Origin of the sequence: Leisingera methylohalidivorans DSM 14336 (genome assembly GCF_000511355.1) — a bacterium.
In the GTDB taxonomy this organism is placed as follows: domain Bacteria; phylum Pseudomonadota; class Alphaproteobacteria; order Rhodobacterales; family Rhodobacteraceae; genus Leisingera; species Leisingera methylohalidivorans.
Genome location: NC_023135.1, coordinates 2,437,357 through 2,454,051, shown reverse-complemented (window position 1 = coordinate 2,454,051; position 16,695 = coordinate 2,437,357). Strand labels below are relative to the sequence as shown.

Below are 16,695 nucleotides of genomic sequence, written 5' to 3'. Positions count from 1 at the left end.
CTGGCAGTACGGGAGTGACGCTAATGAAATTCAAAGCGTTTGCGGCAGCGCTGGGGGCGCTGGCGGTTTCAGGGGCTGTTCACGCAGCCGACATGGGGGATGCGGGGACGCCGATCCGGTTGTCGCTGAACAACTGGACCGGCCAGCATCTGTCGACATACATCGCCGGCGGCATGCTGGAAGAGGCGGGCTATACCGTTGAATACGTGGAGTCGGATCCGGCCGCCATTTATGACGAGCTGGCCGCAGGGGATGTCCACGCGCTGATGGAGATCTGGACCACCAGCGGCCCGGAGGACTATTACGCCGCGCGCGATGCCGGCGGCGTCGAGGAGCTGGGCGACATGGGGCTGGACGCCCGCAATGGTGTGGTTTTCCCGCCTTATGTGGCGCAGATGTGCCCCGGCCTGCCGGATTGGGAGGCGCTGCGCGACTGCGCAGGTATCTTCTCGGCAGATGGCAAGGGCAAGCGCGGTATCTACGTCGCCTATCCGGAATCCTGGGGGTCGCCCGGGGCGGACCGGATCCGGGCGCTGGGCCTGCCGTTTGATGTGGTTGCCGCTGACTCCGAGGCCGCGATCGTTGAGCAATTCCAGAACGCCTACAGGGAAAAGCGCCCGGTGATCGCCACCTTCTGGGCGCCGCATTGGGCCATGTCATCTTATGCATTGCAATTTTTGCGCCTGCCCAAGCCGGAGCCTGCCTGTTTCACTGATCCGTCCTGGGGCCCGAACCCCAAGGCCACCGGCGATTGCGACTTTTACCGCGGCGGGGTGATGAAGGCGAGCTGGTCCGGTTTCAAGGCGCGCTGGCCGGCAGCCCATGAGATCCTGAAGAACTACGAGCTGAGCATCTGGGACCAGCAGCCGCTGATCGGGCTGGTGGATGTCCGGGGCGAAACCCCGCAGGGCGCGGCCCGCGGCTGGCTGGCAGTGAACCGCGCCAAGTGGATGCCGATTGTCGAGGAGGCCACCGGCAAGGGCCGGTCCTGACCCGCCAGACCCGGTTTCCGGTTTCAGCGCTCCCGTCCCAGGCGGGGGCGCTGCTGTTGTTTGTGCGGAACGCCTTGAAGCGGTATCCGCGGCCGGGCTATGCCGGATGCAGGCGTCAGTTGCGCCGAGCAGGGTGCTTCCGGAACTTGTCTGCTTGCACAAGAACTTAAAGCGGCAATCGGAATATTTCGCGTTTCCTGCCGCATCTGCTCGACAAACCGTCGCAATATGTTCCAATACTTGCATTATCCCCGGCCACACTTGGAACATGGGCGCCTGCTGACAGCACCAAGACCAGCCGCAAGGCCAGCGGCAGCCATGAACCGCCGGGTTCCAAAACAGGCGCCAAGCCGGACAATCGGCGGCGCAAGACCACTGACAGGGAGTAGAACAATGAACTTCAAAGGATATGCGCTGGCGCTGAGCGCTGCCTCGATGACGGTTGCTGCGGGTTTTGCCTCGGCGGCGGAACTCGGCGATACCAGCCAGCCGATCAAGCTGGCGGTCAACGAATGGACCGGACAGCATGTGACCACCCATATCGCCGCCGGTATGCTGGAGGCCGCGGGCTATGACGTGGAATTTGTCTCGGCCGGGATGATGAACCAGTTCCAGGCGATTGCCGATGGCGACATTCACGCGACGCTGGAAATCTGGTCGTCGAACGTCTCGGATGAATATGCCAAGAAGATCGAAGAGGGCACCGTGGTCGAACTCGGCGATCTGGAGCTGAACGCGCGCGAAGGCATCGCCTATCCGGCCCATGTGGCCGAGATGTGCCCCGGCCTGCCGGCCTGGGAAGCGCTGAGGGACTGCGCGATGCAGTTCGCCACCGCGGAAACCCTGCCCAATGGCCGCCTGGTGGATTACCCCGCCGACTGGGGCACGCCGGGCGCTGACCGCATGGCCGGGCTGGACCTGCCGTTCAAGGCCGTGCCTGCGGGCTCTGAGGCCGCTCTGATCGTTGAACTGCGCGCTGCGACTGAACGCAAGACGCCGCTGCTGGTCACCTTCTGGCAGCCGCATTGGGCGATGTCGGCCTATGATGTGAAATTTGTCGATCTGCCGCCGGGCGAAGAGGCCTGTTTCACTGATCCGGCCTGGGGCCCGAACCCGAACGCGGTGAACGACTGCGATTTCTCGCCCTCGCGCATCTTCAAGGCGGCCTGGTCCGGCACTGAGGAAACCTGGCCTGCAGCCTATGAGATCCTGTCGAATTACACTTTGGCTGTGGAAGACCAGCAGCCGATGATGGGGGCGATTGATGTGGACGGCGGCAAGGTCGAAGAGGTGGTTGCTGCCTGGATGGCCGAGAATGAGGCCAAGTGGCGCCCGGTTGTCGACGCCGCGATCAAGTGAGCCCTGCCCAGTGAGCGGCCCCGAAGCCGGCACCGGCACGCCCGCCATCACCTGCCGGAATGTCTGGCAGGTGTTTGGCAATGACGCAGGCAGCGCCTTGAAAGAGGTGCTGGCAAACCATCACTCGCCGCATGACGCTGCCGGGGAGCTGCGCCGCAGGGGGCTGATCCCGGCGGTTCAGAATGCTTCCTTTCAAGTGAATGAAGGGGAGTTGTTTGTGATCATGGGGCTGTCAGGTTCCGGCAAGTCGACCCTGATCCGCTGCATCTCGCATCTTCTGCACCCAACCGGCGGCGAGATCCGGATCGACGGCGAAAACATCGTCGAGGCCAGCCCCAAGCGGCTGATCGAACTCAGGCGCAAGAAGCTGGGCATGGTGTTTCAGCACTTCGGTCTGTTTCCCCATATGACAGTGGCGGAAAACACCGCCTATCCGCTGCGGGTGCAGGGGATGAAAAAGAAGCAGCGGCTGGCCAAGGCGCAGGAAGTGATTGAGCTGGTCGGCCTGGGCGGACGCGAACACCACTACCCGCGCGAGCTGTCCGGCGGCCAGCGCCAGCGGGTCGGCATTGCCCGGTCTCTGGTGGCGGATTGCTCGGTCTGGTTCCTGGATGAGCCGTTCTCGGCCCTCGACCCGCTGATCCGGCGCCAGCTGCAGGATGAATTCCTTGAGATCCAGGCCAAGCTGAAGACCACCATCGTCTTCATCACCCATGACATCAACGAAGCGCTGAAGCTCGCCGACCGTATTGCCATCATGCGCGATGGCAGGATCGTGCAGATCGGCACGCCGGCCGACATCGTGCTGCGCCCGGTGGATGATTATGTGCGCGAGTTCTCCAAGGATGTGGCCAAGGGCCGCCATGCCCGTGTGGCCTCGGTGATGGAAACCGGCGCGGAGCTGGTTTATGGCGCCGATGATCCCGGCCTGCGTCAGGACATGACGCTGGATGCCGCCCTGGCACGCTGCATGGAGCTGTACGAACCGGTGCCGGTCCGCTCCGCTGACGGCCAGCTGGTTGGCGTTGTGAACCCGGCAGACCTGGCGGCGGCGCTGCAGGTGGAGCAGGGCTGATGAAGGGGCTGACAAAAGGCGCCGCGGCGGCGCTGATCGCGGCGGCGGCGGGGGCGCTGTGCTTGGCTCTGGAAGGCAGCCTGCCGTGGCTGGTGAAATTTCCCGCCGCCTGGGTGCTGCCCGCGACCGATTGGGTCGGGGCGGCGATGGACTGGCTGCTGGCATCGGTCAAACCCGCCGCGCGCGGCTTCTCGGCGCTGATGTTCTATCCGATGGAAGCCGCCAATTATGTGCTGAGCAACGCCCCCTGGCCGCTGGTCATCTGCGCCGCCACGGCACTGGCCTGGACCTTGGGCGGGGTGCGGATGGCGCTGATGGCCATTGTGGGTCTGGGGTTCGTGCTGGCGTCGGGCTATTGGCCCGAGAGCATGAACACGCTGGCGCTGGTCGCCGTCTCGGTGCCGCTGGCGCTGATCATCGGCGGCGGCATCGGCATCCTGGCCAATGAATACCCGAAGATCCGCAAACCGGTGCAGGCGCTGCTGGACATCATGCAGACGGTTCCGACCTTTGCCTATCTCACCCCCCTGCTGGTGCTGTTCGGCTTTGGCCCGGTGGTCGGACTGATCGCGTCGGCCATCTATGCCGCGCCGCCAATGGCCCGCAATGTGCTGCTTGGGCTGGAGCGGGTGGAGCCCGAGATCAAGGAAGCCGCCGTCATGGCCGGCGGCACCCGGCTGCAGCAGCTGTTCCAGTGCGAGATCCCCTCCGCCGGGCAGCAGATCATGGTGGGTGTCAACCAATGCCTGATGGCGGCGCTGTCGATGGTGATCATCGCCGCCGTGATCGGCGGCTTTGACGATATCGGCTGGGAGGTCCTTTTGACCATGCGCAAGGCGCAGTTCGGGCAAAGCCTGCTGGCGGGGCTGGTGATCGTGATCTTTGCAATCCTGATCGACCGGATGAGCGGCACCCTGACCGAAGACCGGCGCGAGAAACACGACCCGCGAATTGCCTGGGGCATCCTGGCCATCGGCGCGGTGGCGAGTGCGGCCTTCTGGGGCAGCCTTCAGCAGCCCGGCGCCTATGCCCTGTTCAACCCGGTGGCGGACAGTGTGGACAGGGGGCTGTCGGCCTTTACCACTGCAAATGCCGACGCGCTGACGGCGCTGAAGACCAACGTGCTGTTCTATGTGCTGCTGCCGCTGCGGATCGGGCTGGATCAGGCGGTGCTGCCCTTTACCTGGGGCTTTGCCTGGACTCCGGCGATGAGCCTGGGACTGTTTGCGGCGGCCGCCGCTGCGGGGCTGGTCCTGGCCTTGCGCGGCCAGCTGGCGCTGGGCGTGATGCTGCTGATTGCCGCCGGCATGCTGGAAACGGGGATCTCGCAGCTGCCCTGGCCCTTTGTGCTGGTCGGCGCCGGGGCGCTGGGCTGGGTGGCCGGCGGGCGCGGGCTGGCGATCCTGACCGTGGTCCTGCTGGGCACCATCCTGATCTCCGGCCTGTGGGAGCGGGCGCTGCTGTCGCTGTATCTCTCCGGTGCTGCGGTGTTTGCCTGCGCGGTGCTGGGCGGCGCCATCGGCCTTGCCTCGGCGGTGTCGCCGGGCCTGTGGCGGGTGGTGCGCCCCATCTGCGACATGCTGCAGACGATCCCGCTGTTTGTCTTCCTGATCCCGGTGCTGATGGTGTTCCAGATCGGCGAGTTCTCGGCCTTCCTGGCGATCATCGCCTATGCCATCGTGCCGATGATCCGCTACACCCGGCATGGGCTGGTCGCAACGCCGGAGGAGATGATCGAGGCCGCAACTGCCTCCGGCGCCACCAAATGGCAGATGCTCAAGGACATCCGCGCGCCCTATGCGGCGCCGTCGATCCTGCTGGGGCTGAACCAGACCATCCTATACGCCTTTGCGATGCTGGTGATTGCGGCGCTGATCGGAACCACCGGCCTGGGCCAGTCGATCTATCTGGCGCTGGGGCAGGCGGATGTCGGGCTGGGCATTTCTGCCGGGGCGGCGATGGCGATCCTGGCGCTGATTGCCGACCGCATGGTGCAGGGCTTTGCGGAGGAGCGGCGCAAGGCGCTGGGGCTGTAAGCCTGGCTGCAGAGACATGAGAAGGGCGCCCCAGCGGCGCCCTTTTTTGATCTGGGGCAACGTTCTATACTGCCCGCCCGCGTATAGCTGCAATCAAGACTGATCTAATTCTGGAGAAACCCCGATGGGCTGGCTTGAATTCACCGCGGCGCTGGCACTGTTTCTGCTCAGCCACGCGATCCCGGTGCGCCCGCCGGTGCGGCCCTGGCTGGTGCGACGCCTGGGACTGCGCGGCTACTTCACCGCCTACAGCCTGCTGTCGCTGGCAATCCTGGCCTGGCTGGTGGTGGCGGCGGCACGGGCGCCTAATGCCGGGGTGCTGCCCCACTGGAACCTCTTCCGCTGGGCGCCGCTTCTGCTGATGCCGCTGGCCTGCCTGCTGGCTGTGGCGGGGATGATGCGGCAGAACCCGTTCAGTTTCGGCGGCCTGGGGCTGCGGGCCTTTGATCCGGCGGATCCCGGCATTCTGGCGGTCAGCCGCCACCCGCTGTTGGCCGCGATGGCGCTGTGGGCCGGGGCGCATCTGCTGGCCAATGGCGATCTGGCGCATGTGATCCTGTTCGGCCTGTTCGCGGGGTTTGCCTGGATCGGCATGGCACTGATCGACAGCCGCACACGGCGCCGGCTGGGGCAGGGCGAATGGAACCGTCTCAGCCGCAATACCGCACGGCTGAACCTGGCCCGCCTGCGCCCTGCAATGCTTGAGGCGGTGCTGGCGGCAGCGGTTTTCCTGGTCCTGCTGATCCTGCATGCGCCGGTCATCGGCTATCAGCCTCTGTCCTGGTAGGGGTTGACCCTGCACGCCGTATGACCACCTATAAAAAGACACGAGACTGGAGAGAACAACCGATGCACCTGGCCTATGTGATGACCCAAGAACGCGGTGCCACCGACCGATTGCTGAGTGAGCTGGCAGAGAAATTGCAAGCCAAGGGCTTTCGCCTGGCGGGCATCGTGCAGACCAATGTGGAATGCTACGACAAGGAGCTCTGCGACATGGATGTGCGGGTTCTGCCAGACGGCGAAACCATCCGGATTTCGCAATCCCTGGGCGCAGGTGCTCGCGGCTGCCGGCTGAACCCGGAAGCGCTGGAACGGGCGGTCGGAAAGGTCTCGGCTGCGCTGCAATCCGACCCGCGGCCGCAGCTGATGATCGTCAATAAATTCGGCAAGCATGAGGCCGACGGACGCGGCATGCGCCCCATCATCGGGGAGGCGCTGGCATTGGGCATTCCGGTGATTTCCGGCGTCAACAAAATGAATGTGGAGCCGTTCCAGGCTTTTGCCGACGGCATGGCGGTGGAGGCGGGGCCGAATCTGGACGCGTTGATCGCCTGGGCAGGCCAAGCCGTGGCCGAAACCGCCTGACCGGCACATTCGCATTCTAAATCAACCGGAAAGCCCGCGAACTTCATGCGGGCTTTTTGCTGTGCCGGGCGGCGTACAGCCTGTTCAGCCTGCAGCTGAACCACCATCGTCCGGTCTGTAAAAGAGAGAAGATGGTGGGCGACCCTGGAATCGAACCAGGCGTGCGTCTCCGCGAGGGAGTTACAGTCCCCTGCCACACCTTGCGGCCTGTCGCCCACTGTCAGGTGAGTGTTGCACCTGACGTGGAGGCGTGATTACTAGCAGGCCAAACGGGCGTCAACAGGAAAATCGCAAGTTTTTCAAAGCGCCCGGAAATTCTTTCTGCTGGAGAGCAAAATGTCCAAGAAACCCAAATGGGTCGTCGAAAAAGAACAGTCCAAAAAGGCCGCTTCGGCAGAAACCGTATGGCTGTTCGGGCTGCATGCGGTGCGCGATGCGCTGATGAATCCCCAGCGGGAAAAACTGCGCCTGATGGTGACCATGAACGCCGAAGTGAAACTGTCCGATGCGATTGCGGCCTCGGGCGTCGAGGCCGAGGTGATCGACCCGCGCAAGTTCAATCCGCCGATTGATGCGCAGTCGGTGCATCAGGGCGCCGCGCTGGAAGTGAAGCCGTTGAACTGGGGCGGGCTGGCCGACAATTGCATCGGCCGCGAGGCGCCGCGGGTGCTGCTGCTGGACCGGGTGACCGATCCGCATAACGTCGGCGCCATCCTGCGCTCGGCCGAGGTGCTGGGTGCCAGCGCGGTGATCGGCACGCGCCACCATTCGGCGCCGGAAACCGGGGCGCTGGCCAAAACCGCCAGCGGCGCGCTGGAACGCCAGCCCTATCTGCGGATGCGCAACCTGTCTGACACCATCACCGAGCTGCAGCGCATGGGCTTCATCGTATTGGGGCTGGACGGCGAGGCGGATCAGACCGTCGAGGCCGCCCTGGATGGCAAGAAGCACCTGCCTGTGGCACTGGTGCTGGGCGCCGAAGGGCCGGGGCTGCGGCAGAAAACCAAGGAGACCGTTGACGGGCTGGTCAAGATTGACGCCGCGGGCGGCTTTGGCTCGCTCAATGTGTCCAATGCGGCCGCAATCGCGCTTTATGCCTCAATCGCCCGCTAGGGCCGCGGCGCCGGCCGTCACAGCATGATCACATCTGCGTATGCCGTCTTTGCAAAGGCGGAGCGGTGCGGCAGAGTCCGAAGTCTGTTGCAGGAAGTGAATGGAGTGCAATGTGGCCTTGCGTCTGGTCCTGATGGCCGTTGCGGTGATGCTGATGTCCCTGCCGGGTGCGGTGCGGGCGGATGCTGCTGTTTTCTCCTCTCGCGCAGGGGTCGCTATCGGCGGTTATGATACAGTTGCGTTCTTCGAACGCGGCGCGGCAGAGCCCGGACGGCGCAGCCATGCGGTGATGTGGAAGGGTGTCGTCTGGCGCTTTGCCTCGGCCCGCAACCAGGCGCTGTTCGAGGCCAATCCCCGGGCCTTTGCGCCGGCTTTCGGCGGCTATTGCGCCTATGCGGTGTCGCAGGGGCAGCTGCATGACGGAAACCCGCAGATCTGGGCCATCGTGGACGGAGAGCTGTTTCTTCTGAATAACCGCAGGGTTCATCATCTGTGGCGCGCGGACACCGTGCAATTGATTGCGGATGGGCGTGCCCACTGGCCTGCGGTACTGCGGAAATAGCCTGTCACCTCACAAATGCGAGAGGTGGGCTTTTATTTTTTCAACTGTGGCCCATATTCAATAGGGACTGCGGAGTGGAACCACCGCAGATCTTTTTCACTGTCCCTCGTTCCATACCTAGCGCCCGGTTCATCCGGGCGCTTTTTTCTGTGCCGGAGATGAAACCGGCTTTGCGGATGCGGCAGGCGGGGCTAGGGTGCGCGGCATGACGGAATACAGTGATAAGCATTTGAAAGCGGTCCTGCAGCGGGCCAAAACGGTGGCCGTGGTCGGCGTGTCGATGAACCCGGTGCGCCCCAGCTATTACGTGGCGCGGTATCTGGGGCTCAAAGGCTATCGGGTGATTCCGGTGAACCCCGGCCATGCAGGCAAGGTGCTGTTCGGCGAAACAGTGCGGGCCGGCCTTTCTGAAATCGATGTGCCGGTGGACATGGTCGACATCTTCCGCCGCTCCGAGGCGGTGCCGCCCATTGTGGACGAGGCGCTGGAGCTGTTCCCTGAGCTGCAGACCATCTGGATGCAGATCGGTGTGGAACATGCCGAAGCCGCTGCAAGGGCAGAGGCCCGCGGTGTCACGGTGATCCAGAACCGCTGCCCCAAGATCGAATACCAGCGCCTGTTCGGAGAGCTGCGTTTCGGCGGTTTTGCCACCGGGATCATATCCTCGAAGCTGTGAGGCTGCGGCAGGGCGGAGGTGCTCCCGCCCATGCCTGCCGCCCTTCGGGGCGGCCTCCACGGTTGGGCCGGGCGCCGCTGCGCGGCGCGGCTTGCCTTTTATATGGCGCGCCTCAAAACAATCGTGAAGGCGCGGAAGGGGAAACCGGCCCTTCAACGGGGCCACAGCGGGGGCTCTGCTCCGCGCAGCGGCGCCAGGCCCAAGGCGGAGAGCGCGTGCTTGCCGCAGGCAAGTGCATCTGTCCGGCGCGGGAGGTCTTGCCTGCGTGCATGTGCCCGGGACGGATCAGCCCTTGGGGCGGCCGGCCTTCTCGGCGATGCCGCTCAGGCCCTGACGCTCGGCCAGCACCTGCAGGACATCCTCCAGCGCCACATCCCGGGCTGCCAGCATCACCAGGAAATGATACAGCACATCAGCGCCTTCGGAGGCCAGTTTTCCACTGTCCCCCTTCACCGCTTCGATGATGGCCTCGATTGCCTCCTCACCGAATTTCTCGGCGCATTTTTCCGGCCCCTTGGCAAGCAGCTTGGCGGTCCAGCTGCTGTCCGGGTCGGCGCCCTTGCGGGACAGGATGGTGGCTTCGAGATCGTGCAGAATACTCATGACAGCCTCATCGGGATCCCGGCGGCGGCCATGTGGTCCTTGGCTTCCTGGATGGTGTATTCGCCGAAGTGGAAGATCGACGCCGCCAGCACCGCGCTTGCGCCGCCTTTGGTCACCCCTTCCACCAGGTGATCCAGGTTGCCGACCCCGCCCGAGGCAATCACCGGCACGTCCACCGCATCGGAAATCGCCCGCGTCAGCGGCAGGTTGAAGCCCGATTTGGTGCCGTCGCGGTCCATTGAGGTCAGCAGGATTTCCCCGGCCCCCTTGGCTGTCACCAGCCTGGCAAATTCCACCGCGTCGATGCCGGTGGGTTTGCGCCCGCCGTGGGTGAAAATCTCCCAGCGGCCCGGTTCCACCGTCTTGGCGTCGATGGCGCAGACGATGCACTGGCTGCCGAACTGATCCGCGGCTTCGGCGATCACATCCGGGTTGGCGACGGCGGCCGAGTTGAAGGAGACCTTGTCAGCCCCCGCCAGCAGCAGCGCGCGCACATCATCCTTGGTCCGCACCCCGCCGCCCACGGTCAGCGGCACAAAGCACTGTTCGGCAGTGCGGCGCACCACGTCGAACATGGTGCCGCGGTTTTCATGGGTTGCATGAATGTCGAGAAAGCAGATCTCATCCGCGCCGGCCGCGTCATAGGCCTTGGCCGTTTCCACAGGGTCGCCCGCATCGCGCAGGCCGACAAAATTAACGCCCTTGACCACGCGCCCGTCGGCGACGTCGAGACAGGGGATGATACGGGTCTTCAGCATGGATCGTGCCTTTCGAACTGCTTGCGCCCGTGGGTACGCAAACCCGGGCGCAAGCGCAACAAATATGGCAGTCTGTGTGCGTTTTGGCCCGGGCGGGCGGTGGTTTCAATGAGTGGAAATCTTCCTGGTGCGCAACCTGTAGGCAATCTCTACGCCCCCGAAGAGCACCAGAGCCGGCAAGGCAGTGGTGATCAGGTAAATGAAGCCAAACAAGATTAAGAACGAGGCATATCTTCCTACGGAGTCAGGGATCAGAGTGCAGGTGCAACAATTCTTAAACCCTCCTGTGCAGCCGCCAAATGTAAGGGCGATCCACGCACAGCAATAAGCTACCAGGAGAATGACGATCCAAAGACCGCCATAACCGGTCCACCGGTTTGCAAACGGCGGAAACAATGCCTGGCTGGGCGTCCTGCGAATGGTGTCGCGAAGTGCGAAAGCGAAACAGGTCACAAGGGGGAGGGTTGTAACGGTGAAATGGGCGGCTAAGGACAAGTCAATTGCATCCATGGAAAGCTTCTTTCAAAATAGACAAAATTACCCATGCTTACCGGGCAATCCACAAACTTACCGGGTATCGGGGGGCGTGCATCATAGTAAACGGGGTTGCAACCCTGCATTGCAGCTCTAATGATCAAACAGTGTCTTAGCCGGATGGCAGCAAGGAGCTGCCGATGCCACAGATGTGAATTGCCTGTCCGGCCCGCATGCCTCGATCGTGTTCTGGCGACCCTTAAATTTGGAGCAGCCGTTATGAAGACACGCGTTATCCTTGCAACTGCCATCGCCCTTATGTCCGCATTGCCCGCCGCCGCCGAGCTGATGAAAATACCCAGCCAGAAGCCCGTTGCGGAGACCATGGATGCGCTGCAGGCCGCGGTTGAGGGCGCCGGCGCCACCGTGTTTGCCCGTGTCGACCATGCCGCAGGCGCGCAAAAAGCGGGGATGGAGCTGGCTGGCTCGTAATTGCTGATCTTCGGAAACCCCAAGCTGGGCACCCCGGCAATGCAGGCCGACATGCGGGCGGGGCTTTATCTGCCGCTTAGGGTGCTGGCCTATAAGGATGCGGAAGGCCAGGTCTGGCTGACGTATGAGGACCCGGCAGAGATGCTCTCCACCCTCGATATCCCCGCTGATGCCGGCTTCATCGCCAAGATGCAGGGGGCCGTGGGCAAACTGACGGCTGCTGCCGCGCAATAGTTCCGGTTAACTGGCGGACTATCCCGTTCCTTACCGGCGCGGGCGGGACCGGTGGCGGCTGATCGCCACGGCAACCGCCCAAAGAAACCCGCCGCCAAGGGAGACCGGTCCGAAAATCAGCGGTCCCCAGGCGGCAAACAGACCCATGGAATAGGCGGTCTCGCTCAGGTCCCGGCCCAGCACCACGCAGGGGCTGGCAAAACCTTCGTTGATTTCGCAGCCAAAGCCAAACCCCAGCAGCATCACAAAGGCGATGCACAGCAGCCACAGGACAATGGGCCCAAGGGCGACGATGGCCAGGATACGGCGGATCAGGCGCATGCGGTCTCCCGGTTCCTGCGCCGTGTCAGCTCTTCAGAACCGCCAGCGCCTCTGTCAGATCAATCGCTCCGTCATACAGCGCCCGGCCCGAAATCGCACCGTTCAGCGGCGCACCGCAGGACTTCAGCGCGCGAAGGTCGTCCAGCGAGGAGACGCCGCCAGAGGCAATCACCGGAATGCTGACCGCATTGGCCAGATCGGCGGTGGCGGCGATATTCGGCCCCTTCATGGCGCCGTCGCGCAGAATGTCGGTGTAGATGATCGCGGCAACGCCCGCGTCCTCGAATGACTTCGCCAGATCGGTGACCATCACATCGGTCTCCTCGGCCCAGCCCTTGGTTGCGACGCGGCCGTTGCGGGCATCGATGCCAACGGCGACCTTGCCCGGGAATTCCCGCGCCGCCTCGCGCACCAGATCCGGGTTTTCCACCGCCACGGTGCCCAGGATCACCCGCGCCAGGCCCTTGCCGATCCAGCGTTCGATGGTGGCCATATCGCGGATGCCGCCGCCCAGCTGTGCCGGCACTTTGGTCTGCTTCAGGATCTCCTCGACGGGCGCGGCATTCACCGGCTCACCGGCAAAGGCGCCGTTCAGGTCCACCAGATGCAGCCACTCGCAGCCCGCCGCGACAAACTCCAGCGCCTGGGCGGCAGGGTTGTCGTTGAACACGGTGGTCTTGTCCATCTCGCCATGCAGCAGGCGCACGGCCTGGCCGTCTTTGAGGTCAATCGCGGGGTAGAGGATCATCCGGGCGGTCCTTGGTAAAGATATGCTGGCGGTGTTTTGCACAACGTAAGGGCAGAATGCAACGCGACCCAAAGTCAACCTTGCCTCAGCGGGCGCATCAGGGACAGGCTGCCTGAAAAACAGGGAGGAATTGGAATGAAACATCTTCTGGCAGGTCTGGCCGTTGCCTTGGGGCTGGCAGGCGCCGCCGCGGCGGACCCGGTTCTGGGCGTCTGGAAAACCCAGCCCGATGACGGTTCTTATGCCCATATCCAAATGGATAAATGCGGCGCCGCCGTCTGCGGCAAGATTGCCCGCACTTTCAACAGCGAGGGAGAGTATCAATCCCCCAACATCGGCAGGACGCTGGTGATTGACATGGTGCCGAACGGCGGCGGGTCTTACGAGGGCAAGGTCTGGCGGCCGTCAAATAACAAGGTCTACATCGGCAAGATGGACATGGCCGGAAACAGCCTTGCCCTGCGCGGCTGCGTGGCTGGCGGGCTGATCTGTTCGAAACAGACCTGGACCCGGATCGAATAAAGCTAAAGCAGACCCAGCTGCACCGGGATCGGCGCATAGCCACGCTTCATCTGCCGGTCCCGGAAACGTTCAAAGATCGCCAGCGCCTCAGCTTGCGCGGCAAAATACGCGCGCTTCTGGACCCCGCCCGGCGCATTCAGCGGTCCCGACACACGCTCGACACACCAGTCGCCGAACAGTGTCGGCGTCAGGCTCAGCTGGCAATAGCGGTGCTTGCCTTCAGTATGGTCGTATTTCTCGAAACGGATGTGCAAGGGGAAACCTGAAGCGCGGAAAAAGGTCCGTCCCGTATGCATGGAAGCGGACCCCTTGTCCATTGCCGGACACAGCCGATTTTACAGGCTGGCGGCAGCGCTACACAGCACCGGTATACTCGCCGCGCGCCGGGTAGTTGTTGGGGATCGCGAAATCCAGCGCCGCGACCAGCTCGGCGAAATGCGGGCGCACAAACGGCATCGTCTGCACCGACCCGTAGTACAGCGTCTGCTCCGGCGTCACCAGGAACAGGCCGGGTTCGGCAAACAGCGCCGGCTCCTCGATCCCGATCGAGGTCTTGCCGCGCGAGGTCGAGATATAGAGCCCCCATTCCTTGGCAACGGACAGCGGCAGATCATAGCCGAACCGCAGCTCCTTGGCTTCGATCTTTTCGGCCATCGCGCGGGCGCGCTCCTCCCCGTCAGAACTGACCGCTATGCAATTGACGCCGCGCTCGGCAAAGGCCGCGACCTTCTTTTCGAACTCTTTCAGATAGGTCGCGCAGATCGGGCAGTGCAGCCCGCGGTAGAAACAGATCACGGTGCCGCGCTCGGCCGTTTCCGCAGACAGGTCGAACGGGCCGTGGTCCAGCGTCGGCAGGGTCAGGCCGGGGGTCTTCTGGCGGGGGATCAGCATGGGCGTGTTCCTTGTGCATGGTGGCGTGAGTAGTGGTTGCTTCACTGTATCGCGCAGCTTACTGTCGGATAAATCCGAAAAACCTGACTGGAACCCCGGAAACATGGACCGCCTCACCACCTTGATCGACCGCTTCCAGCTTGCAGTGCAGGCCGCCGGGCCTGCAGAAGCCAATCTGATTGCACTGGCAGATGCAGCGGGGCAGCCGGTGCGGATCCTGTATCGCACCAGGGGCGCGCTGGCGGAACCGGCTCCGGGCGCTGTGATGTGGGCTGCACGGGTGACCTGGTCGGGCAACAGCAACCCGTTCCTGGCGGCACTGCCGCCGCTGGTGGATTACAGCATCAGCGGCAATGCCGAGGCGCAGGGGCTGGTGCGCCTGATGCGGGACGAATCCGAAGGCCGGCACTGCGGCGCGCAATCGGTGATCAACCGGCTGGGCGAGGTGCTGATGGTGCGCCTGTTGCGCAGTCAGATCCGGAAAGGCGCCACTGAACCGGGGCTGCTGGCAGGCCTCGCGGACCCGCGCCTCAGCCGTGCGATTGTGGCAATGCACGACCGCCCCGGCAGGCTTTGGACCAACGCCGATCTGGCGCAGGAGGCCGGGCTTTCACTGTCGCGCTTTGCTGAACTTTTTTCCGCCGAAGTCGGAGAAACCCCGATGGGCTACCTGCGCCGCTGGCGGCTGATCCTGGCCCATCAGGACCTCACCCGCGGCGACCGGGTGGAGGCGGTGGCGCGCCGCTATGCCTACGGTTCTCCCGAAGGTTTCACCCGCGCCTTTCGCAAGGTCTATGGCGTGGCACCGGTTTCGCTGAGAAGCGCGGCTTAGGGGGGGCGGCCTGACAGGGCGGGGCGGGGCTGGCTGCGCTGGGGCATTGAGTGTTTTTTGAAAGATCAAGCAGCAGGCTGTGCCATTTCATCTTTCAAAAATACACCCTTTGCCTGCCCGGCAGGCGCCGTTGCCGCCGGCAGGGGAGGCAACGGCGCGCCAGCGCCGTTTGTTCAGGGCTTCCAGGTCAGAAAGTTGCCGATCATCCGCAGTCCCGTCGCCTGGCTCTTCTCCGGGTGGAACTGCATTCCCACCATCGTGTCCCGGCCAATGACCGCGGTCACGTCACCTGCATAATCCACATGCGCCAGCCGTTCTGCCGGGTTGGCGGCGCGGAAATGGTAGGAATGCACGAAATACACATGGTCGCCAGATGTGATGCCGTCAAACACCGGGTGCCCGGTTTGGATCACCAGATCGTTCCAGCCCATATGCGGCACTTTCAGGGACGCATCTGCCGGCGTGATCTTCACCACATCGCCGCCGATCCAGCCAAGGCCCGGCGTCTCCTGATACTCGTGCCCGGTGGTGGCCATCAGCTGCATGCCGACGCAGATGCCCAGAAACGGGCGGCCTTTTTGCTCCACCGCCTCGACCATTGCGTCATAAATGCCCTTGTGGCCGCGCAGCTCTGCCGCGCAGGCCGGGAAGGCGCCATCGCCGGGCAGCACCAGCCGGTCGGCCCGCGCAACCACATCCGCGTCCGATGTCACCACAACCTCGCCCGCGTCCATCTCCCGCGCCATGCGCTGAAAGGCTTTCTCGGCCGAGTGCAAGTTGCCGGACTCATAGTCGATGATGGCAGTCAGCATGGTGTTTCCTCATAGTTGCTGCGTGGGGCCGGTGAAGGCCCGGCTGCAAAGCCGGGCAGCGCCCGTCCGCCCCCATGGGCGGGCGCTTCGCTGCCGCCCGCGGACGGGCGCTGGCCTCAGCGTCTTGCCTGCACGTTACAGCGCACCCTTGGTCGACGGAATCGCATCCGCTTTGCGCGGATCGGTCTCCACCGCCAGCCGCAGCGCACGGGCCACCGCCTTGAACGCCGCCTCGGCGATGTGATGGCTGTTGAACCCGTGCAGCTGGTCGATGTGCAGGGTGATGCCGCCATGGGTGCTGAGCGCCTGGAAAAACTCGCGCACCAGCTCGGTGTCAAAGGCGCCGATCCTCTGGGCCGGCAGCGCCACGTTCCAGATCAGGAAGGGGCGCGCCGACAGGTCCAGCGCGCAGCGCACCTGGGCGTCATCCATCGGCAGGTGGCATTCGCCATAGCGGCGGATGCCCTTCTTGTCCCCCAGCGCCTGCACCAGCGCCTGACCCAGCGCGATGCCGGTGTCTTCCACCGTGTGGTGGTCGTCGATGTGGTAATCGCCCTTGGCGCGGATGGTCATGTCGATCAGCGAATGGCGCGCCAGCTGGTCCAGCATGTGGTCAAAGAAACCAACCCCGGTCTGGTTGTCATAATCCCCGGTGCCGTCGAGGTTGATCTCGACCGAGATATCGGTTTCCGCGGTTTTGCGGGTCACTGTGGCGGTACGCATCGGCGGGCTGTCCTTCGTCAAGCTGCGAGGCGCTTATAGGGCGGGCAGGGGGGCTGGCTCAAGTGCGGCATTGTGCATGGGGGCAATCTGTTGCAGCAATTCCG

General features: G+C 63.9%; 20 protein-coding genes, 1 tRNA gene and 1 pseudogene. 12 read left to right on the top strand and 10 right to left on the bottom strand.

What is annotated here, in order from left to right; all coding sequences use genetic code 11:
- The first annotated feature begins 23 nt into the window (after positions 1-23).
- The 6 genes from METH_RS12175 to METH_RS12150 all read left to right on the top strand — a co-directional run bounded on the left by METH_RS12175 (position 24) and on the right by METH_RS12150 (position 6,830).
- Positions 24-992 (top strand): ABC transporter substrate-binding protein, encoded by a 969-nt coding sequence (locus tag METH_RS12175; protein WP_024090779.1) that lies wholly within the window; start codon positions 24-26, stop codon positions 990-992.
- A 393-nt stretch (positions 993-1,385) separates the two neighbouring features.
- A complete protein-coding gene (locus METH_RS12170; RefSeq protein WP_024090778.1) occupies positions 1,386-2,351 on the top strand; it encodes an ABC transporter substrate-binding protein in 966 nt (321 codons plus the stop codon).
- 10 nt (positions 2,352-2,361) lie between these two features.
- Positions 2,362-3,426, top strand: a complete 1,065-nt coding sequence (locus METH_RS12165) for a quaternary amine ABC transporter ATP-binding protein (protein ID WP_044008411.1) — start codon at positions 2,362-2,364, stop codon at positions 3,424-3,426.
- On the top strand, positions 3,426-5,462 hold the full coding sequence (locus tag METH_RS12160) for an ABC transporter permease (RefSeq protein ID WP_044008410.1): 2,037 nt from the start codon (positions 3,426-3,428) through the stop codon (positions 5,460-5,462). The genes METH_RS12165 and METH_RS12160 overlap by 1 nt, the downstream gene beginning before the upstream one ends.
- Before the next feature lie 124 nt (positions 5,463-5,586).
- Positions 5,587-6,249, top strand: a complete 663-nt coding sequence (locus METH_RS12155) for an NnrU family protein (RefSeq protein ID WP_024090775.1) — start codon at positions 5,587-5,589, stop codon at positions 6,247-6,249.
- Between the two features lie 62 nt (positions 6,250-6,311).
- Positions 6,312-6,830, top strand: a complete 519-nt coding sequence (locus tag METH_RS12150) for a DUF2478 domain-containing protein (protein WP_024090774.1) — start codon at positions 6,312-6,314, stop codon at positions 6,828-6,830.
- A 132-nt stretch (positions 6,831-6,962) separates the two neighbouring features.
- On the opposite strand, the gene METH_RS23945 is transcribed toward METH_RS12150, so the two are convergent.
- Positions 6,963-7,046, bottom strand: a tRNA-Tyr gene (locus METH_RS23945).
- A gap of 120 nt (positions 7,047-7,166) precedes the next feature.
- On the opposite strand from METH_RS23945, the gene rlmB reads away from it, so the two are divergent.
- The 3 genes from rlmB to METH_RS12135 all read left to right on the top strand — a co-directional run bounded on the left by rlmB (position 7,167) and on the right by METH_RS12135 (position 9,181).
- Positions 7,167-7,943: a 23S rRNA (guanosine(2251)-2'-O)-methyltransferase RlmB gene (gene rlmB / locus METH_RS12145; protein ID WP_024090773.1), complete on the top strand. Its 777-nt coding sequence runs from the start codon at positions 7,167-7,169 to the stop codon at positions 7,941-7,943.
- Between the two features lie 112 nt (positions 7,944-8,055).
- Positions 8,056-8,505, top strand: coding sequence for a YHS domain-containing (seleno)protein (locus METH_RS12140; protein WP_245602884.1), 450 nt, complete (start codon positions 8,056-8,058; stop codon positions 8,503-8,505).
- A 205-nt stretch (positions 8,506-8,710) separates the two neighbouring features.
- A complete protein-coding gene (locus METH_RS12135) occupies positions 8,711-9,181 on the top strand; it encodes a CoA-binding protein (protein WP_024090771.1) in 471 nt (156 codons plus the stop codon).
- A 285-nt stretch (positions 9,182-9,466) separates the two neighbouring features.
- Here the strand turns inward: METH_RS12135 and METH_RS12130 are convergent, their stop codons facing one another.
- The 3 genes from METH_RS12130 to METH_RS12120 all read right to left on the bottom strand — a co-directional run bounded on the left by METH_RS12130 (position 9,467) and on the right by METH_RS12120 (position 11,052).
- The gene (locus METH_RS12130; protein ID WP_024090770.1) at positions 9,467-9,784 is read right to left on the bottom strand and encodes a phosphoribosyl-ATP diphosphatase; all 318 of its coding nucleotides are present in this window, start codon (positions 9,782-9,784) and stop codon (positions 9,467-9,469) included.
- Positions 9,781-10,542: an imidazole glycerol phosphate synthase subunit HisF gene (hisF, locus tag METH_RS12125; RefSeq protein WP_024090769.1), complete on the bottom strand. Its 762-nt coding sequence runs from the start codon at positions 10,540-10,542 to the stop codon at positions 9,781-9,783. The genes METH_RS12130 and hisF overlap by 4 nt, the downstream gene beginning before the upstream one ends.
- A gap of 105 nt (positions 10,543-10,647) precedes the next feature.
- Positions 10,648-11,052 carry a hypothetical protein gene (locus tag METH_RS12120; protein ID WP_024090768.1) on the bottom strand — a complete coding sequence of 135 codons (405 nt, stop codon included), beginning with the start codon at positions 11,050-11,052 and terminating at the stop codon, positions 10,648-10,650.
- Between the two features lie 243 nt (positions 11,053-11,295).
- Here METH_RS12120 and METH_RS12115 point away from each other — a divergent pair.
- Positions 11,296-11,742, top strand: a pseudogene (locus tag METH_RS12115) (DUF302 domain-containing protein).
- A 30-nt stretch (positions 11,743-11,772) separates the two neighbouring features.
- Here the strand turns inward: METH_RS12115 and METH_RS12110 are convergent.
- Positions 11,773-12,063: a hypothetical protein gene (locus tag METH_RS12110; protein ID WP_024090767.1), complete on the bottom strand. Its 291-nt coding sequence runs from the start codon at positions 12,061-12,063 to the stop codon at positions 11,773-11,775.
- Between the two features lie 25 nt (positions 12,064-12,088).
- Positions 12,089-12,811: a 1-(5-phosphoribosyl)-5-[(5-phosphoribosylamino)methylideneamino]imidazole-4-carboxamide isomerase gene (gene hisA, locus METH_RS12105; protein ID WP_024090766.1), complete on the bottom strand. Its 723-nt coding sequence runs from the start codon at positions 12,809-12,811 to the stop codon at positions 12,089-12,091.
- Positions 12,812-12,946: 135 nt separating this feature from the next.
- Here hisA and METH_RS12100 point away from each other — a divergent pair, with 135 nt between their 5' ends.
- The gene (locus METH_RS12100; RefSeq protein ID WP_024090765.1) at positions 12,947-13,333 is read left to right on the top strand and encodes a DUF2147 domain-containing protein; all 387 of its coding nucleotides are present in this window, start codon (positions 12,947-12,949) and stop codon (positions 13,331-13,333) included.
- Between the two features lie 2 nt (positions 13,334-13,335).
- On the opposite strand, the gene METH_RS12095 is transcribed toward METH_RS12100, so the two are convergent.
- Both METH_RS12095 and METH_RS12090 read right to left on the bottom strand, forming a co-directional pair.
- Complete coding sequence (locus tag METH_RS12095; protein WP_024090764.1) at positions 13,336-13,587, bottom strand: WGR domain-containing protein; 252 nt, start codon at positions 13,585-13,587, stop codon at positions 13,336-13,338.
- A gap of 100 nt (positions 13,588-13,687) precedes the next feature.
- Positions 13,688-14,224 (bottom strand): peroxiredoxin-like family protein, encoded by a 537-nt coding sequence (locus METH_RS12090; RefSeq protein WP_024090763.1) that lies wholly within the window; start codon positions 14,222-14,224, stop codon positions 13,688-13,690.
- 103 nt (positions 14,225-14,327) lie between these two features.
- Here METH_RS12090 and METH_RS12085 point away from each other — a divergent pair, with 103 nt between their 5' ends.
- A complete protein-coding gene (locus METH_RS12085; protein WP_024090762.1) occupies positions 14,328-15,056 on the top strand; it encodes an AraC family transcriptional regulator in 729 nt (242 codons plus the stop codon).
- A gap of 173 nt (positions 15,057-15,229) precedes the next feature.
- Here METH_RS12085 and hisH read toward each other — a convergent pair whose 3' ends face one another.
- Together hisH and hisB are read right to left on the bottom strand one after the other, a co-directional pair.
- Positions 15,230-15,868 carry an imidazole glycerol phosphate synthase subunit HisH gene (gene hisH, locus METH_RS12080; RefSeq protein ID WP_024090761.1) on the bottom strand — a complete coding sequence of 213 codons (639 nt, stop codon included), beginning with the start codon at positions 15,866-15,868 and terminating at the stop codon, positions 15,230-15,232.
- 135 nt (positions 15,869-16,003) lie between these two features.
- Complete coding sequence (gene hisB, locus METH_RS12075) at positions 16,004-16,591, bottom strand: imidazoleglycerol-phosphate dehydratase HisB (protein WP_024090760.1); 588 nt, start codon at positions 16,589-16,591, stop codon at positions 16,004-16,006.
- Positions 16,592-16,695 lie beyond the last annotated feature (104 nt).

Excerpts from the sequence above, each read along its gene's own strand:
- METH_RS12175 (WP_024090779.1), top strand. The coding sequence starts at position 24 with ATGAAATTCAAAGCGTTTGCGGCAGCGCTGGGGGCGCTGGCGGTTTCA.
- METH_RS12150 (WP_024090774.1), top strand. The coding sequence starts at position 6,312 with ATGCACCTGGCCTATGTGATGACCCAAGAACGCGGTGCCACCGACCGA.
- hisA (WP_024090766.1), bottom strand. The coding sequence starts at position 12,811 with ATGATCCTCTACCCCGCGATTGACCTCAAAGACGGCCAGGCCGTGCGC.
- METH_RS12170 (WP_024090778.1), top strand. The coding sequence starts at position 1,386 with ATGAACTTCAAAGGATATGCGCTGGCGCTGAGCGCTGCCTCGATGACG.
- METH_RS12160 (WP_044008410.1), top strand. The coding sequence starts at position 3,426 with ATGAAGGGGCTGACAAAAGGCGCCGCGGCGGCGCTGATCGCGGCGGCG.
- METH_RS12110 (WP_024090767.1), bottom strand. The coding sequence starts at position 12,063 with ATGCGCCTGATCCGCCGTATCCTGGCCATCGTCGCCCTTGGGCCCATT.
- METH_RS12120 (WP_024090768.1), bottom strand. The coding sequence starts at position 11,052 with ATGGATGCAATTGACTTGTCCTTAGCCGCCCATTTCACCGTTACAACC.
- METH_RS12130 (WP_024090770.1), bottom strand. The coding sequence starts at position 9,784 with ATGAGTATTCTGCACGATCTCGAAGCCACCATCCTGTCCCGCAAGGGC.
- hisB (WP_024090760.1), bottom strand. The coding sequence starts at position 16,591 with ATGCGTACCGCCACAGTGACCCGCAAAACCGCGGAAACCGATATCTCG.
- hisH (WP_024090761.1), bottom strand. The coding sequence starts at position 15,868 with ATGCTGACTGCCATCATCGACTATGAGTCCGGCAACTTGCACTCGGCC.
- hisF (WP_024090769.1), bottom strand. The coding sequence starts at position 10,542 with ATGCTGAAGACCCGTATCATCCCCTGTCTCGACGTCGCCGACGGGCGC.
- METH_RS12090 (WP_024090763.1), bottom strand. The coding sequence starts at position 14,224 with ATGCTGATCCCCCGCCAGAAGACCCCCGGCCTGACCCTGCCGACGCTG.
- METH_RS12100 (WP_024090765.1), top strand. The coding sequence starts at position 12,947 with ATGAAACATCTTCTGGCAGGTCTGGCCGTTGCCTTGGGGCTGGCAGGC.
- METH_RS12085 (WP_024090762.1), top strand. The coding sequence starts at position 14,328 with ATGGACCGCCTCACCACCTTGATCGACCGCTTCCAGCTTGCAGTGCAG.
- METH_RS12135 (WP_024090771.1), top strand. The coding sequence starts at position 8,711 with ATGACGGAATACAGTGATAAGCATTTGAAAGCGGTCCTGCAGCGGGCC.
- rlmB (WP_024090773.1), top strand. The coding sequence starts at position 7,167 with ATGTCCAAGAAACCCAAATGGGTCGTCGAAAAAGAACAGTCCAAAAAG.
- METH_RS12155 (WP_024090775.1), top strand. The coding sequence starts at position 5,587 with ATGGGCTGGCTTGAATTCACCGCGGCGCTGGCACTGTTTCTGCTCAGC.